This is a genomic window from Sphingopyxis sp. BSN-002 (assembly GCF_022024275.1).
Taxonomy (GTDB): Bacteria; Pseudomonadota; Alphaproteobacteria; order Sphingomonadales; family Sphingomonadaceae; genus Sphingopyxis.
On sequence record NZ_CP091804.1, the window covers coordinates 943,623 to 959,867 of the forward strand.

Annotated in this window: 17 protein-coding genes, 1 tRNA gene and 1 pseudogene; 5 read left to right on the top strand and 14 right to left on the bottom strand. The window is 65.5% G+C overall.

Annotated features, from left to right (window positions below; translation table 11 throughout):
* Positions 1-34 precede the first annotated feature (34 nt).
* Positions 35-898 (top strand): annotated as a pseudogene (locus L7H23_RS04725) (carbon-nitrogen hydrolase family protein); the annotation flags it as partial.
* An 84-nt stretch (positions 899-982) separates the two neighbouring features.
* Positions 983-1,954: a nitronate monooxygenase family protein gene (locus L7H23_RS04730; protein WP_237838205.1), complete on the top strand. Its 972-nt coding sequence runs from the start codon at positions 983-985 to the stop codon at positions 1,952-1,954.
* On the opposite strand, the gene L7H23_RS04735 is transcribed toward L7H23_RS04730, so the two are convergent.
* From L7H23_RS04735 to L7H23_RS04795, 13 genes are all read right to left on the bottom strand, one after another.
* Positions 1,944-2,432 carry an AHH domain-containing protein gene (locus L7H23_RS04735; protein WP_237838206.1) on the bottom strand — a complete coding sequence of 163 codons (489 nt, stop codon included), beginning with the start codon at positions 2,430-2,432 and terminating at the stop codon, positions 1,944-1,946. The two genes, L7H23_RS04730 and L7H23_RS04735, sit on opposite strands and share 11 nt — an antisense overlap.
* The gene (locus tag L7H23_RS04740; RefSeq protein ID WP_237838207.1) at positions 2,429-3,232 is read right to left on the bottom strand and encodes a hypothetical protein; all 804 of its coding nucleotides are present in this window, start codon (positions 3,230-3,232) and stop codon (positions 2,429-2,431) included. Before L7H23_RS04740 ends, L7H23_RS04735 begins: the two co-directional genes overlap by 4 nt.
* 106 nt (positions 3,233-3,338) lie before the next feature.
* The gene (locus L7H23_RS04745) at positions 3,339-5,300 is read right to left on the bottom strand and encodes a potassium transporter Kup (protein WP_237838208.1); all 1,962 of its coding nucleotides are present in this window, start codon (positions 5,298-5,300) and stop codon (positions 3,339-3,341) included.
* 56 nt (positions 5,301-5,356) lie between these two features.
* Positions 5,357-6,007 (bottom strand): cytochrome c biogenesis factor, encoded by a 651-nt coding sequence (locus L7H23_RS04750; protein ID WP_237838209.1) that lies wholly within the window; start codon positions 6,005-6,007, stop codon positions 5,357-5,359.
* Positions 6,004-6,417, bottom strand: a complete 414-nt coding sequence (locus L7H23_RS04755; protein WP_237839115.1) for a cytochrome c-type biogenesis protein — start codon at positions 6,415-6,417, stop codon at positions 6,004-6,006. Before L7H23_RS04755 ends, L7H23_RS04750 begins: the two co-directional genes overlap by 4 nt.
* A 26-nt stretch (positions 6,418-6,443) precedes the next feature.
* Positions 6,444-6,974 (bottom strand): DsbE family thiol:disulfide interchange protein, encoded by a 531-nt coding sequence (locus L7H23_RS04760; RefSeq protein ID WP_237838210.1) that lies wholly within the window; start codon positions 6,972-6,974, stop codon positions 6,444-6,446.
* Positions 6,971-8,941, bottom strand: a complete 1,971-nt coding sequence (locus tag L7H23_RS04765) for a heme lyase CcmF/NrfE family subunit (protein ID WP_237838211.1) — start codon at positions 8,939-8,941, stop codon at positions 6,971-6,973. The genes L7H23_RS04760 and L7H23_RS04765 overlap by 4 nt, the downstream gene beginning before the upstream one ends.
* On the bottom strand, positions 8,938-9,375 hold the full coding sequence (gene ccmE / locus L7H23_RS04770; protein WP_237838212.1) for a cytochrome c maturation protein CcmE: 438 nt from the start codon (positions 9,373-9,375) through the stop codon (positions 8,938-8,940). Before ccmE ends, L7H23_RS04765 begins: the two co-directional genes overlap by 4 nt.
* On the bottom strand, positions 9,372-9,527 hold the full coding sequence (locus tag L7H23_RS04775; protein WP_237838213.1) for a hypothetical protein: 156 nt from the start codon (positions 9,525-9,527) through the stop codon (positions 9,372-9,374). The genes ccmE and L7H23_RS04775 overlap by 4 nt, the downstream gene beginning before the upstream one ends.
* A gap of 3 nt (positions 9,528-9,530) precedes the next feature.
* Positions 9,531-10,265 carry a heme ABC transporter permease CcmC gene (gene ccmC, locus L7H23_RS04780; RefSeq protein WP_237838214.1) on the bottom strand — a complete coding sequence of 245 codons (735 nt, stop codon included), beginning with the start codon at positions 10,263-10,265 and terminating at the stop codon, positions 9,531-9,533.
* A 208-nt stretch (positions 10,266-10,473) separates the two neighbouring features.
* Positions 10,474-10,827 (bottom strand): YbaN family protein, encoded by a 354-nt coding sequence (locus L7H23_RS04785; protein WP_237838215.1) that lies wholly within the window; start codon positions 10,825-10,827, stop codon positions 10,474-10,476.
* A 152-nt stretch (positions 10,828-10,979) separates the two neighbouring features.
* On the bottom strand, positions 10,980-12,032 hold the full coding sequence (locus L7H23_RS04790) for a Glu/Leu/Phe/Val dehydrogenase dimerization domain-containing protein (protein WP_237838216.1): 1,053 nt from the start codon (positions 12,030-12,032) through the stop codon (positions 10,980-10,982).
* A gap of 98 nt (positions 12,033-12,130) precedes the next feature.
* Positions 12,131-12,207: transfer RNA gene (locus L7H23_RS04795), tRNA-His, on the bottom strand.
* 102 nt (positions 12,208-12,309) lie between these two features.
* Here L7H23_RS04795 and L7H23_RS04800 point away from each other — a divergent pair.
* Positions 12,310-12,990, top strand: coding sequence for a 2OG-Fe(II) oxygenase (locus L7H23_RS04800; protein ID WP_237838217.1), 681 nt, complete (start codon positions 12,310-12,312; stop codon positions 12,988-12,990).
* A gap of 19 nt (positions 12,991-13,009) precedes the next feature.
* On the opposite strand, the gene L7H23_RS04805 is transcribed toward L7H23_RS04800, so the two are convergent.
* Complete coding sequence (locus L7H23_RS04805) at positions 13,010-13,756, bottom strand: SIMPL domain-containing protein (RefSeq protein ID WP_237838218.1); 747 nt, start codon at positions 13,754-13,756, stop codon at positions 13,010-13,012.
* A gap of 134 nt (positions 13,757-13,890) precedes the next feature.
* On the opposite strand from L7H23_RS04805, the gene L7H23_RS04810 reads away from it, so the two are divergent.
* Together L7H23_RS04810 and L7H23_RS04815 are read left to right on the top strand one after the other, a co-directional pair.
* Positions 13,891-15,672, top strand: a complete 1,782-nt coding sequence (locus L7H23_RS04810; RefSeq protein ID WP_237838219.1) for an ATP-binding cassette domain-containing protein — start codon at positions 13,891-13,893, stop codon at positions 15,670-15,672.
* A gap of 75 nt (positions 15,673-15,747) precedes the next feature.
* Positions 15,748-16,245: a DUF2569 family protein gene (locus tag L7H23_RS04815; protein ID WP_237838220.1), complete on the top strand. Its 498-nt coding sequence runs from the start codon at positions 15,748-15,750 to the stop codon at positions 16,243-16,245.

Sequence of the window (16,245 nt, forward strand, 5' to 3'; positions counted from 1 at the left end):
CCGCTTCATGACCGCACCCACCCGCCCCGATAAAGTCCGCGTCGCCGCCGTCCAATATGGCCTTCGCGGCATCTCCGGCCCCGAGGAGTTCGAACGGCAGGCCGAATATTTCGTCATCTCTGCCGCCGATTATGGCTGCGACTTCATAACCTTCCCCGAACTCTTCCCGATGCAGCTTCTCTCGGCGGGCGAACGCCTCGCGGCTGCGGAAGCGATAACCGCGATCGACGCGCTCACCCCGCGTTTCACCGCCTTCATGACCGGCCTCGCGCAGCAATATCGCATCAACATCATCGGCGGCTCGCATCCCGTCCGCATCGACAGCGGCGCGACCCGCAACCGCTGCCATATCTTCCTGCGCGACGGCAGCCTCCATCATCGCGACAAGCTTCACCCCACCCCCTCCGAACGCGACGCCTGGGGGATCGAGGGTGGCACCGCGCGCGACGCCGATGTGATCGAGACCGACTGCGGACCCGTCGGCATCATGATCTGCTACGACAGCGAATTTCCGGAGTTGCCGCGCCGCCTCGTCGATCGGGGCGCCGAAATCCTGTTCGTCCCCTATTGCACCGACGACCGCCGCGGGCACCTCCGCGTCCGCTATTGCTGCGCCGCGCGGACGGTCGAGAATCAATGCTATGTCGTGACCGCTGGCGTCACCGGCAATCTGCCGAACGTCCACAACATGGACATCCACCACGCCGAAAGCGCGATCCTGACCCCGTCGGACATGCCCTTCGCGCGCGACGGCATCGCCGCCGAAGTCACGCCCAACACCGAAGGCATGGCCATCGCCGACCTCTCGCTCGCCGACCTGCGTCAGGCACGCGCCAATGGCGCCGTCCGAAATCTGGCAGACCGTCGCCACGATCTTTATCGCGTCGACTGGAGCTAGCGATAACCCCAGCGCATCGCCTCTTGCGCGACCTTCCCTTTACGTTAAGGTAAGTTTCAAACCGCAACTGGAGAGAGTGATTCAATGGCCCTTCCCCCGATCTTCGACCGCCTGCGCCTGCCCGTCATCGGCTCGCCGCTGTTCATCGTGTCGGGGCCCGAACTCGTTATCGCCCAGTGCAAGGCCGGCGTCGTCGGCAGCTTCCCGGCGCTGAATGCGCGGCCGCAGGCGTTGCTCGACGAATGGCTCCACCAGATCACCGAGGAACTGGCGGCATGGGACCGCGACAATCCCGACCGCCTCTCGGCGCCCTATGCGGTCAACCAGATCGTCCATAAATCGAACGACCGGCTCGAACAGGACATCGCGACCTGCGCCAAGTGGAAGGTGCCGATCACCATCACTTCGCTCGGCGCGCGCGAGGAGCTGAATCAGGCGGTGCATGGCTGGGGCGGCATCACGCTCCACGACGTCATCGACGACCGCTTCGCGCGCAAGGCGGTCGAAAAGGGCGCCGACGGCCTGATCCCCGTCGCCGCGGGCGCCGGCGGCCACGCCGGCCGCCAGTCGCCTTTCGCGCTGATTCAGGAAATCCGCGAATGGTTCGACGGCCCGGTCGCGCTGTCGGGTGCGATCGGCCACGGCCGCTCGATCCTCGCGGCGCAGGCCTGCGGTGCCGACCTCGCCTATATCGGCAGCGCCTTCATCGCGACCGCCGAAGCCAATGCCGATCAGGGCTACAAGGACGGCATCGTCGAAGGGCGCGCCGCCGACATCGTCTATTCGAACCTGTTTACCGGGGTGCACGGCAATTACCTCCGCCAGTCGATCGTTTCGGCGGGCATGGACCCCGACAATCTGCCCGAAGGCGATCTCAAGACGATGAATTTCGGTTCGGGCGGCAACACCAAGGTCAAGGCGTGGAAGGACATCTGGGGATCGGGCCAAGGCATCGGCCCCGTCACCGCAGTGCGCCCTGTCGCCGACTTCGTCGCCGAACTCGAAGCGCAATATATCGCTGCACGCCGCGAGCTTGAGGCCAAGGTCAGACTCTGATCATGTCACCGAACAACTGCTCGATCGCGTCGTCCAGATAAGGCCGGTCGGCGAACAGCCGCATCGGGTCACGGCGATTGAGCCAGAAGGCGCAGCCATGCCGGTCGGTCAGCGCGCGCCGCGTCGCATCCTGCAACAGGCGCAGCCGCATCACAGCGGTGCGCCTCGCGGTGCGAAGGTCGGCGGCCGACTGCCCGGCGAAATGGACGCGAATACGCTCGACCCGCGCGGCGACCACATCATTATAGCCCCGATGCGGACCGCGATGGAGCGCGTGACCCGACCATAAGGCCGTCGCCTCGCACGCCGGAAGCACCAGCCCGTTGCTGCCGAACTGCTGCAGCAGGAAGCCGTCGGTGCGCAAATGATCGAACATCGCCGCCATCTGGGGCCGATGCAGAAGCGCGAGGGGAATCAGATGATGGCGCTGAAAACCCGGTTGCGGCGGCGGCGCACGGTGCCAGCCGCGGTGCGTCATCCAAAATCGCTGCCGAACTCGACGACGACGGTCGATGGCGAGGTTCCGCCCTGCGGCGAGAGCGAGACCCATTCGCCTGCACCCAGCCCGCGCAAGCGCCGCCTCTCGGAAACGGGGCCGTACAGGATGATGTCGAGCGCCAGCCGCGCGAGCCGCTTGACCATCTCTGCGACGGTCCAGCCGGACGGGATGCGCGCTTCGAGCTCTTGTCCACCGAACATCGCAAGCCCACGCGTACGGACGAAAGCCCCGTCGCCGGCATCTTGCTGGCGAAACGCCACGAGATGGAGCACCGGCGGCATGCCGCTCTTCAGCATCTCGGCGATCGAGGCACGAAACTGCGGTGCGTCGGACCACAGCCTTGCCGGCGACCAGAAGACATGGCTCGCATCGAACAGATCGATCAATAGCACCATCGTCTTGAAGAACTCGCGCATCCGCAGCGTTTGCGACGCCGCATCCTCGCTCGCCTCCGGAAAGAACAGCCAGCAATGACCGCCTTCCCGCCAATCGTCGGGAAGGCTCGCGGCGAGCAGGCTCGTCGAGGAATCGCGGGGATCGGCGAGGTCGAGGAAGTCGGACGGCGCCCGGCTGGCGAGCAGCGATAACGCCGCGAAATGCACCCGGTAACGCGGCCCGTCGGCCGAATCCCCACCCACCCGTTGCGGCTGGAGCCCCATATGCCGCAACGCGGTCTCGACCATATCGTCTGTGCGGTCCGCAAGCGCCCGCCCTGCGATCAGGGCGAAGGGCTCCGATAGCATCGGAAAGATCGGATTGTCGCCATGCCCCACTTGCACGATATCGGCCGCCCCTAGCCCAGGGTTCGCCCTTGCATCGCAAGACTTGCCAGAATGTTCAAACGCTTATTCGGGCATTGCGGCAAGTTAACCGCGCCGGACCGGATCAGATTGCGACCTGGCTTCCCAGTTCGACCACGCGGTTGGTCGGCAACCGGAAATATTCCATCGCGCTTTCCGAGTTGCGCAGCATCCATGCGAACAGCTTTTCGCGCCAGATCGGCATACCGGGCTTGCTCGCCGCAATCAGCGTCTGACGCGACAGGAAAAAGCTGGTCTCCAGCATCTTGAACTCGCCGCCGCAGCCGGTGGTGCGCTTCAGCGCTTCGGGAACGTCGACCGGCTGCATGAAGCCATAGTTCAGGATCAGCCGGTGGAACCCCTGCCCCAGCGCCTCGAGCTGGCAGAGCTTGCTCTCGGGAACGAAGGGCACGTCGGCGATCTTGATCGTCAGCAGGATGATCCGTTCGTGCAGCACCTTGTTGTGCTTCAAATTGTGGAGCAGCGCGTGCGGCACGCCGTCCGACGACGAGGTCATGAACACCGCGGTCCCCGGCACGCGCGTCGCGCTGTTCGCCGCGGACTTCACGAACACCGGAATCGGCATCGCCCCCTCGGCCATTTCCTGCTGCATCAGCTTGCGCCCGCGCGACCAGGTCGTCAGCATCGTGAAGATGATCAGCCCGATCGCCAGCGGCACCCAGCCGCCGTCGGGCACCTTGATCAAATTCGCGCCGAAATAGGCGATGTCGACGACGAAGAAGACCGCCAGGATCGGCAGCGCTTTCCACGCCGGCCAGCGCCACAGCACGAACAGCACGACGCTCATCAGACAGGTGTCGATGAACATCGCGCCGGTCACCGCAATACCGTAAGCGGCGGCAAGGTTGCTCGACGATCCGAAGAAGAGGACGAGCAGGATGACCATCACCATCAGCCCCCAGTTGACCACCGGGATATAGATCTGCCCCTGCGCCGACGCGCTGGTGTGATCGACGCGCAGCCGCGGCATGAAGCCCAGCTGGATCGCCTGCTGGGTCAGCGAGAAGGCGCCCGAAATCACCGCCTGGCTCGCGATGATCGTCGCGAGGATCGCAAGGATGACGACCGGTACGCGCCAGGTATCGGGCATCATCAGGAAGAAGGGATCCTGGATCAGCTGCGCGGTCGGCGCGACCTCGGCGGCGAGCACCATCGCGCCCTGCCCCATATAGTTCAGCATCAGCGCCGGCAGCACGAAGCACATCCAGCTGAGCCCGATCGGCGCGCGCCCGAAATGCCCCATGTCGGCGTAGAGCGCTTCGGCGCCGGTCACCGCGAGCACCACCGCGCCCAGCGCGATGAACGCCGTGAACCCGTCATAATAGAAAAAGCGCAGCGCGTTGACCGGATTGAGCGTGTGCATGACGATCGTCGGATGGTCGAGGATGTGCATCACCCCGAGCACCGCGAGCATCGTGAAATAGAGCAGCATGATCGGCCCGAACAGCATGCCGACCTTCGCCGTCCCGCGCGACTGGATCGCGAACAGCCCGATCAGGATCGCGAGCGCGATCGGCACGATATAGGGCTCGAACCCGCGGCTCACATATTGCAGACCCTCGGTCGCCGACAGCACCGACATCGCCGGCGTGATCATGCTGTCGCCATAGAAGAGCGCGGTCGCGAACACGCCGAGCAGGACGATCGGCCAGGTCCAGCGCTTGCCCTCCGACTGGCGGCTGATCAGCGCGAGGAGCGCGAGGCTGCCGCCTTCGCCCTTGTTGTCGGCCTTCATGATCGTCAGCACATATTTGAACGTGACGACCAGCATCATCGACCAGAAGACGAGGCTCAGCACGCCATAGATGTGCAACCGGTCGGCCTCGATCGAGTGATGGCCTGCGAACGTTTCGCGGAACGCGTAGAGCGGGCTCGTGCCGATATCGCCGAACACGACGCCGACCGCGCCGACGGCAAGCTTCAGCTTGCTATCGCTATGATGTCCGTGGCCGTAATGGACCGTTTCGGCGGCAGCAGTCGCGGCGGAACCCGCCCCGTTTGCCGCCTGTTGCGACTCAGCAGTCATTGCGCGCCTTTAGACGAGCTTGCGCGGCGATAATAGGTTCCAAATCGGGACGCACCTTACGGGCCCGCGGGCGCCTCGGCGGGCAGCTGCGGCCCCATCGCCTGCCGCAGCTGGGCCAGCCGCATTTCGAGGTCGGGCCGCCACGGCGCATCGGCGGGCGAGCGCGCGAGAAGCTGGCTCCACACGCCCTCGGCACCCTTCAGATCGCCGCTTTGCGCCATCGCAAGCCCCGCGAAAAAGGGCGGCGCCGGATGCGTCGGGTCGCGCTTTGCCGCCTCGTCGAAGGCCAGCGCGGCGGCGGGCGACATCACGCCGCCGCCGTGCGCGACAAGCGCATTGCCCAGACCGACCCACAGGTCGACATTGTCGGGATATTTCTCGAGCCCCTTTTCGAGCGTTTTCGACGCCAGCTCGGTCTTGCCCGTCCGCATGAAGCCGTCGGACATCCCGATCCATTGCGCCGCGGGACCAAAGCGGTCGGCCATGCCCTGCTGCCGGTCCGTGATCGCTTCGCCGAAGCCGTCGGGCTCCGCCGCCTTCGCGACGGGATGACCCGGCAGCGAAGGACTCCCCTGCAACGCATAGCCGGCAAGACCGAGCATCACCGCTGCCCCGGCAAGCGGCCGCGAGGCGGCGGGAAGCTTGCCGAGCCAGAAGATGCCGCCGACGGTCAGCAAGGCGAACAGGAATATCCAGAGCCAGATCATGCCCCGCGCTCCCCCCCTCTCTCCTCTTCGCCTTCTCCGCGCCGAAACCGCCCGAACGCCAGCCACCCGCCGAGCGCGAGGAACAGCAGCGGCCCGAACCACAGCAGCGCGGTCGCAGCGTCAAGCGGCGGATCATAGGTCACCCAGTTGCCATAGCGCGCGACGAGCCATTTGCGGATCGCGTCGGGGCTTTCGCCTGCCGCGATCTTCGTGCGCACCTCATTGCGCATATCGCCCGCCAGCGGCGCATCGCTGTCGGCGATCGACTGGCCCTGACAGACCAGACACCGCAGCGTTTCCATCAACTCCTTGGCCTGCGCCTCCTGAGCGGGATCGCGCAGCTGCTGATAGGCATAGGGCGCGGGGGGCAGACGGTCCTGCGCGGCAATCGGCGTCGCGACCAGCGCCATCAGCGCCAGCGGAAGCGCATACGCCCTCACTTCATCGCCTCCAGCTTGGCGATGATCTCGGGGACCTGTTCCTGCAGGATCACCCCCTGAATCTGTTCGCGGATGATCCCTTTGCCATCGATCAGGAAGGTTTCGGGAACGCCCGACGACCCGAGCGCGATCTGGACGCTGCTCTGCACGTCCGACCCGATCCGGTCGAACGGATTGCCATTCTCGGCCAGGAACTGCGCGACATCCTCGGGCCGGTCGCGGATCGCGATGCCGTCGATCGGCACGCCCGCGGCCTTCAGTGCCTCGAGTTGCGGCGCCTCGGCGCGGCACGGAATGCACCAGCTCGCGAACACATTGACCAGCCGCGGCTTTCCGTCGGAAAGCTGGCTGCTTTTCAACCCCTCGACTCCCGCGGTCGCGGGCGGCAGGTCGAACAGCGGCATCGGCTTGTTGATCCATTGCGACTGGATCAGCGTCTCGGCGGGCACCGTCAGGCGATAGATGAAGGCGCCGAACAACAGCCCCATGATCGCCAGCGGCACGAACAGGACCCAGCTCCTCTTCATGCGAAGCGCTCCTGAGACTTGCGCGCGCGCCGCGCGCGCCAGATTTCGATCAACTGCGCTCGTCCCAGCAGCGACAACGCCGCGCCGATCGCGATCAGCGCACCGCCAAGCCAGATCCACCACACCAGCGGCTTCCACCACAGGCGCAGCTGATAACGGTCGGCCGATGCGCCATCGGCGCTCGGGACCGGTTGCCCGAGCACGACATAAAGCTGCCCGCCCGGCCGCGTCAGCAACGCGGCCTCGTTGGTCTCGGTCGGCGCGGTTCCCATCAACCCGGGGAACATGCGCGCCTCGGGATGCAGCGTGAAGGATGCACCCGACGGCGTCGTCGCGATCAGCGTCCCGCGGATCGCGGTGTAATTGGGGCCTGCGACGGGTTTCACGCCTGCGAATTTCACCGCGAAATCGTCGACCTTCACCGTCTCGCCCGGCGCTGCGGCAACCAGCCGCTCCTTGATGAAGGCGCTTTCGGCCGCCATCCCTGCAAGCGCGACCGCAACGCCGAAATGCGCGATCACCATGCCCCATGTGGGCAGCGGCGTACGGCGCAGGTTGCGCTTCCACAGGGGGGCGAGGCTTGCGACGCCAACGATGCCCGCCACGGTCATGCCGAGCAGCGGCAGCACGCCGACCTTGCCGCCGAACAGCACCAAGCCGAACAGAACGACCGCCCCCGCGAACACGGCCGCAGGCAGGCGCGACCACAGTTTCTTGCCATCGTCCTTGCGCCAGCTCAGCAGCGGTCCCGCGACCATGACGAGGCACAGGATCAACGCGAGCGGTCCCGCGACCTTGTTGTAATAGGGCGGACCGACCGAAATCTTCTCGCCCATCGCCTCGGCGACGATCGGATAGAGCGTGCCCAGGAGCACGAGCGCGAGGATCGTCGTGAGCAACAGATTGTTGATGACGAGCGAGCCTTCGCGGCTCATCAGCGCGAACTTCTTGCCTTCGGCGACCGCGCCCGCACGCAGCGCGAACAGCGTCAGCGCGCCACCGATATAGAGCGCCATCAGCACGAGCAGGAAAGTCCCGCGCTCGGGATCGACGGCAAAGCTGTGGACGCTCGTCAACAGGCCCGAGCGGACGATGAAGGTGCCGACCATCGACATCGAGAAAGCGATCACCGCCAGCATCACCGTCCACGCGCGCAGCGCGTTGCGCGTTGCGGTCACCGCCACCGAATGGAGCAGCGCCGTCCCCGCGAGCCAGGGGATCAGCGAGACATTCTCGACCGGATCCCAGAACCACCAGCCACCCCAGCCGAGCTCATAATAGGCCCAATAGCTGCCTGCGGTGATGCCGAGCGTCAGGAAAATCCAGCTTCCCAGCACCCACGGCCGCATCGCGCGCGCAAAAGCGGGACCGATCTCACGCGTGATCAGCGCCCCGACCGCAAAGCTGAAAGCGACCGAAATCCCGACATAGCCGACGTAAAGCGTCGGCGGGTGGAAGGCGAGGCCCGGGTCCTGCAGCAGCGGATTGAGCCCCTGCCCGTCGGGCGGTGCCACCGGCAACCGCTTGAACGGGTTCGACGAGAACAGCAGGAACGCAAAGAAGCCAAGGCTGAGCGCCGCCTGCGCCGCGAGCGTCGCGACCAGCGTATCCTTGCGCAGCCTTTTCTCGAAGATCGCGACGAGCGCGCCCGAAACGCCGAGGATCGTCAGCCACAGCAGCATCGACCCTTCGTGATTGCCCCACGCGCCCGCGACCTTGAACAGCATCGGCTTCAGGCTGTGGCTGTTGCGCGCGACCAGTTCGACCGACATGTCCGAACGGACGAACAAGGTGATCAGCAGGCCGAAAGCGACGGCGGTGAGCACGCCCTGTGCGACGCTGGCGGGCCGCACCAGTGCGGCGAGATCGTCCTTGCCGGTGCGCACATAAAGGATGCCCGCGACCAGCGACAGGCACGCAAGCGCTGCCGCAATCCAGAGCAGGGCCAGACCGAGTTCGGCGATCATGCTTTGGGCGCCACCTTCATATTCTTCGGCATGTCGCCCATCTGCGGCGGCATATAGCGCTCGTCATGCTTGGCGAGGATGCGGTCCGCAACAAACGTGCCGTCGGCGCGCATCCGGCCGTCGGCGACCATCCCCGAATTTTCGGCGAACAGGTCGGGGACGATCCCCTTGAACTGGACCGGGATCGACGCCTTGCCGTCGGTCGCGACGAAGTCGATGGTCAGGCCGTCGGCCTGCCGCTTGATGCTGCCCGCAGCGACCATGCCGCCCAGCCGCATCGGCTCACCGACAGTCGCTTTGCCGGCGACGACTTCGGCGGGCGTGCGAAAATAGGCAGCCTCGTCGCGCAGAGCGCTCGCGGCGAGTACGCCGGCTCCGCCGACCCCGCAAAGCGCGATCGCCGCCAGAATCAGTCTTTGATGCTTCGCCTTCATTTGCGGTCCTTACGCAGCGCGTCGCTGCGCTTCTCGGCCTTCGCCATCGCGCGCCAACTCGTCCACAGGACCGCGCTGGTCAGCAGCGCGGTCAGGATATAGGCGGCCGCCACATAGGCCCATTGCCCGCTCCCGCTGATCACCCCCGTCATTTGTCAGCTTCCCTCATCGTCGGCGAGCCGCCGCAGCCGCGCCGCGACGCGGTTGTCGGCGATGATCCGCCGCATTCGCATCAGCACGATGGCGCCGAATAGCAGCGAAAAACCGAGCAGGGTCAAGCCCAAAGGCCACAGCAATGTGCCGTCGATCGACGAACCGCGCACCGTGATGCTCGGCCCCTGATGCAGGCTGTTCCACCATACGACGCTGCGGTTGATGATCGGAATATTGATCGCGCCGACCAGCGCATAGATCGCCGCGCCGCGCGACAGCGACCCGCCCTGCCGCTGCCCCTCATCGCCGTTCGTCAGCGCGATGAAGCCCGCGTAGAGGAAGAGGAGGACGAGCATCGAGGTCATCCGGCCGTCCCATTCCCACCAGGTACCCCAGGTCGGCTTGCCCCAGATCGATCCGGTCGCGAGGCACAGCGCGGTGAACAGCATCCCCGGGACCGCGATCGCGCGCGCGGCGATCCCCGAGAGCGGATGCCGCCAGACAAGCTGCACCAGCCCTGCGACGGCAAGGCTCGTCCAGCCGCCCATGCCGAGCCAGGCCGAGGGCACATGAACATACAGGATGCGGGCGGTCTCGCCCTGCTTCGCCTCGCCCGGAACCATCGTCAGCCCGGCGAAGGCGCCGCCCAGCACGAGCAGCAATCCGACGCCGAGCAGCCACGGCGTCAGCGGCTTGGCGATCGTCAGAAAGCGGGTCGGATTGGCGTAAGCGTGCATCGGTTCGCGTCGTCTTTAGGTGAGGCCGATTTATCGGTCCAGTGAATTGCCCGGCGCGACCCGGCGGCGCTTCTGTCGCCCGCCCGGCTCCGAAGGTCAACCCTCGCCCCGTTTGTGAACCCCGGCGAAAGCCGGGGCCCAGAATGTTCAGCGCAACGTTTTCGATCTGGGCCCCGGCTTTCGCCGGGGTTCACATATGCCTGCGGCTCTACCCCTCCGGCCGCGTCCAGATCCAGCTCCCCGTCACCACCGCTGCGATCACCGGCGCCATGACCCATGGCCAGGGCGAGAAGATCGCCGCCAGCACGATGCTGAAAGCAAAGGCGGCCGTCGCCGCGATCTTGCCCTTGCGGCTGATCGCCCCCTTCTCGCGCCACGCGACGATATGGTGCCCGAAATGCGGATGGTTCAGCAGCCACGCCTCGAGCCGCGGCGACGAGCGCGCGAAGCAGAAAGCGGCGAGGATGACGAATGGCACCGTCGGCAAAAGCGGCAGGAACGCGCCGATCGCGCCGAGTCCCAGCGAAGCCCAGCCTGCGACCAGATAGAAATGCCGTTTCATCGGGAAGGAGGCTTAGCGGATTTGAACCGCGCTGCCACCCACATCCGTTCGCCCTGAGCTTGTCGAAGGGCCGTTCTTCTTTTCAACGGCCGAAAAGACAAAGACGGTGCTTCGACAAGCTCAGCACGAACGGGAAATCAAAAGAGTTCCCCTTACCCGCGTCCGATCAGCTTCTGCGCCATCCGGTCGGCCACCGCCGACGCCGGAGTGCCGCTCGCCTTGCTCTCGGCCCAGATCTCGGCCAGCCGGCCGGGGATCTGGTGAATGCGGCTCTCGACCTCTTCGCGGCTGCCCTGCCCCAGATATTCGAGCGCGACGTTGATGATGCCGCCCGCGTTGATCACATAGTCGGGGGCATAGACGATGCCGCGGTCGTGCACGCGCTGGCCGTCGGCCGCGGTCGCAAGCTGGTTGTTCGCGCCGCCCGCGATGATCGGCACGCGCAGCTTCTCGATGCTCCGCTCGGTCAGGATCGCGCCCAGCGCATTGGGGCTCAGCACGTCGGCCTCGACCTCCATGATCGCCGCCGAATCGGCAAGATCGGCGCCCAGCTCCTCGGCCAGCGCCTTCGCGCGCGCCAGATTGACGTCGGCGAGGGTCAGCTTAGCGCCCTCGGCGGCCAGCCGCCGCGCGACGCCGCCGCCGACGCTGCCGACACCCTGGATCGCAACGCGCACGCCTGCGGCGCTGTCGGTGCCCAGACCTTCTTTGATTGCCGCCTTGATGCCCAGATACACGCCCAGCGCGGTGAACGGCCCCGGATCGCCGCCGGCATCGGCGCCGCTCGCGACGGGCAGCCCGCTGACATGCTTCGTCTGCTTCGAAATCTCGACCATGTCGGCATCGGTGATCCCGACATCCTCGGCGGTCACATAGGCGCCGCCCAGCGAATCGACCGCGCGGCCGAACGCTGCGAGCAGTTCGGGCGTCTTGGCGCCATTCTCTTCGGCCAGGATCACGCCCTTGCCGCCGCCCATCGGCAGGCCTGCCATCGCATTCTTGTAGCTCATGCCGCGCGACAGGCGCAGCGCGTCGGTGATCGCCGCCGCGCGCTGCGGATAATGCCAGTAACGCACGCCGCCCGCACCGGGGCCGAGGTGGGTCGAGTGGACCGCGATGACCGCGGTCAGCCCGCTGGCGCGATCGCGGAACATGTGGACATGCTCATGATCGTCGAAATCGGCGAAATCCCAGACAGCAGACATGGCAAGATCCTCACGTTCAAAAATTACGTAAAGACGTAATAATGCAACAGGGACGATGAGTCACCCCATATCCCGCATATGCGCAACGATAGAGAAAATGGGGCGACCAACGGGGCTCGAACCCGCGACCTCCGGTACCACAAACCGGCGCTCTAACCAACTGAGCTATGGTCGCCACACGTCGGGCGAAACCGCCTGCGACAGCGCGCGGCGATAGGCGCGCGCCCCCTTCGCGTCAAGCATTGTTCGCGCTGCCTTCGCCCACTAAAAGCGCGCCATGGCTGACAACGAACATGTCGACATGGCAACCTCGGGCGCGGATCGCGCGGCCGAGCGGCTCGCCGCCGTTCCGGGCATCAGGCGCACGCCCTCGCCCAAGCTGCAGCAGTTCATGCTCGCCCGCTTTCTCGACACCGAAACCTGCGCCGGGCTGATGGCATTGATCGACGGCGATGCGCGCCCGTCGACGATCGCCGATCCCAACGGCGACGAAGCCTTCCGGACCAGCTCGACCTGCGACCTCGACCACCGCAACCCGGCGGTGATCGCGGTGAACAACAGGCTACACGATCTGATGGGCATCCCGCTCGAATATGGCGAACCGCTGCAGGGCCAGCGTTACGACGTGGGCGAGGAATTCAAGGCGCACACCGACTATTTCGACCCGCACGGTGCCGACTGGGAAACCTATTGCGCGATCCCCGGCCAGCGCAGCTGGACGATGATGATCTACCTCAACGAGCCCGCCGCAGGCGGCGCAACGCGCTTTCTGTCGACGGGAAAGATGCATCAGCCCGAAACGGGCAAATTGCTCGCGTGGAACAATGTCCGGCCCGACGGCACGGCGAACCCCGATACGCTCCACCACGGGATGAAGGTCCGCAAGGGACGCAAATATATCATCACGAAATGGTTCCGCGAACGGCCTTGGCCGTGGGCCGAAGGGGAGCTGGCCTGAGGCCAACTCCCCGATAGCATTACCGCACCAGCCGGTACTGGAAGCTCAGCGTCAGCGTGTTCGCAACCTGCCCCGGTTCGACCGGCGTGGCCTTGCCTGCGGCGTCCATCGCCTGCAGCCGCACCATCGGCATCGGCGGCTGCGGTCCGCCGAAGCTGCCTTCGCCGATCGAAACCAGTTCGGCGCCGCGATAGCCTGCAAGCCGCGCATAGTCGGCCGCCTTCGCTTCGGCCGCCTTGATCGCGCTGCCCCGTGCGCCGACGAGCTGCGCGTCGGGATCCTTCATCCCGAACCACGGCCCGTCGACATTGGTGCCGCCCGCCGCGACCAGCGCATCGAGCAGCGGCCCGATATCGTCGATCTTCGACGTCGTCGCGCGAACGCTGTTCGACACCTGATAGCCGATGAAACGCGGCGGCTGGCCGTTGCCGTTGTTGCTATAGTCATACTGCGGCGACAGGTTGATGCCGCTCGTCTGGATGTCCTCGGCCTTGATGCCCTTCGCCTTGGCGGCGGCAATCAGCTTGTCCATCGCCGCAGCATTGAGGCGCATCGCCTCGACCGCGGTCGAGGCGGTCGTCGTCACCCCGGCACCGACGGTCGCCTGATCGGGACGCGAGCGGACTTCCTCGCTCACGCTGAAGGACAGGATGGGCCCCTGCGTCGTAGCTGTCGTCACCGTCGAACCTCCTTGCTGCGCGATGGCGGGCGTCGCAGCCGCCAGCATCAGGCCGGCAGCCATAGCGGTGAGCATTTGCTTCGTCATTTCATTCTCCTGTGAACCGGAGTTCCGGCCGTTCATGATAGTCACCCCGTAACGCTGACGGAGCAAACCCGTTCCGGCCTTTGCCCTTACAGCGCTTGCATGATGCTGAACGCGCCAGTAGCGAGCCGTTCATCATGGCAGCACCCATTCTTTCATACGAAGGCCTCGGTCTGGTCCAAGGCAGCGGCTGGCTGTTCCAGGATCTCGACATCTATGTCGGCGCGCGCGACCGTCTCGCGCTCATCGGCCGCAATGGTGCCGGCAAGACGACGTTGCTGAAATTGCTCGCAAACCGCATCGACGCCGACAAGGGCAAGCGCATGATCGTTCCCGGCACCCATGTCGTGATGCTCGAGCAGGAACCCGACCTGTCGGCCTTCGACACGCTGATGGACTTCGCCACCTCGGGCGCCGACGCGCCCGCCGAGCATGATGTCGCCGCGATCGCCGACCAGCTCGGCATCGACATGAACCGCACCGCCGCCAGCGCCTCTGGCGGCGAGCGCCGCCGCGCCGCGATCGCCCGCGCGCTCGCGCAGAATCCCGACGTGCTGCTGCTCGACGAGCCGACGAACCACCTCGACCTCGCCGCGATCGACTGGCTCGAAAATTGGCTGTCGCGCTACACCGGCGCCTTCGTCGTCATCAGCCACGACCGCACCTTCCTCACCCGCCTCACGCGCCAGACGCTGTGGCTCGACCGCGGGAGCATTCGCCGCAAGGAAATCGGTTTCGGCGGCTTCGACGAGTGGACCGAGGCGGTTTTCGCCGAGGAAGCCCGCGCCGCGCAGAAGCTCGACTCGAAGCTGCGGCTCGAGGCGCACTGGCTCGAGCGCGGCGTCACCGCGCGCCGCAAACGCAACCAAGGCCGTCTCGAGAAACTAAAGGAAATGCGCGCGACCCGCGCCGCGATGATCGGCGGCCCCGGCGTCGCCAAGCTCGGCCTCGCCAACGACGATGTCCGCTCGAAATCGGTGATCGTCGCCGACCATATCACCAAGCGCTTCGGCGACCGCACGATCATCAGGGACTTCGATTTCCGTGTCCAGCGCGGCGACCGCATCGGCATCGTCGGTGCCAACGGCGCGGGCAAATCGACGCTGCTCAAACTGCTCACGGGCGAAATCCAGCCCGACGAGGGGACGGTCACGCTCGCCCCGACGCTCGACGGCATCGTGATCGATCAGCAACGCAGCCTGCTCGCCCCCGACAAGACCGTCCGCGACATCCTCGCCGACGGCGGCGACTGGGTCGAAGTGCGCGGCGTCAAAAAGCATGTGCAGGGCTATCTGAAGGACTTCCTCTTCGATCCCGGCATCGCCGAGGCCAACGTCGGCGCGCTCTCGGGCGGCGAACGCTCGCGGCTGCTGCTCGCACGCGAATTCGCCCGCGAATCGAACCTGCTCGTCCTCGACGAACCGACCAACGATCTCGACCTCGAAACGCTCGACCTGCTGCAGGAAGTTATAGCGGATTACGAAGGCACCGTGCTGCTCGTCAGCCACGACCGCGACTTCCTTGATCGCACGGTGACCGTCACGCTCGGTCTCGACGGATCGGGCAAGGTCGACATCGTCGCGGGCGGTTACGCCGATTGGGAAGCCAAGCGCAGCAAGCCCGCCGCCGTCAAAGCCAAGGCCGCATCGAGCGAAGCAACCCCGCCTCCCCCGCCGCAGGCGCGCAAGAAGCTGAGCTACAAGGATCAGCGCGACTACGACCTGCTCCCCGCCCGGATCGAGGAGATCGAGAAGGAGATGGCCGCGATCGAGACCGAACTCTCCGACGGCAGCCTGTTCACGCGCGACAATGCGCGCTTTAACGCGTTGACCACAAAGCTCGACAAACTCCGCGAGGAAAAGGGTCTGGCGGAGGATCGCTGGCTCGCTTTGGCCGAAGAGATCGAAGCGCTCCAGTAGATCGCGCCACAATGCCGCGATCCATCATTGCCTGCATGAACAAGGTACGGCATCCCGGAAGGGGAGAGATGATCGATGACCGATTTTACGGAGGAACCACAGCTTAAGGGCGTCGGAGGCTGGCTCGGCTTTTTTGTCTTCATTCTCGGTATCGTCTCGCCGGCACGAATGCTGTTTCAGGCGAGCGCCAATATCGCGGAAGTCGACGCCGCCGCTCATTTGCTTGGCCCGGGTACCGGAACTTATGTCGCTATCAGCTGGGCGCTGATCATCGTTTCGGTCGCCGGTTCCGTTTTCATGGCTTACCGGTTGTTGGCGGTGCATCGCTGGTCGAGCGTCGTTATCGGTGTCATAGGCCTGTGGTGCCTGGCAATTTTGCCGACACTGGTCGACCTGGCCGTCTCCGCCATCATGTTCCCGAAATTTGCCGGGGCCGCGGTCCCCGAGGCGCTGCTCTCTATCGGGAAATCCTGTATCTCAGCGACTGTCTGGACACTTTACCTGGCAAAATCGAAACGCGTCGCGAACACCTATGCCAAGGATATCTCTGAAACCCAGCGCATTTTCGGCTGA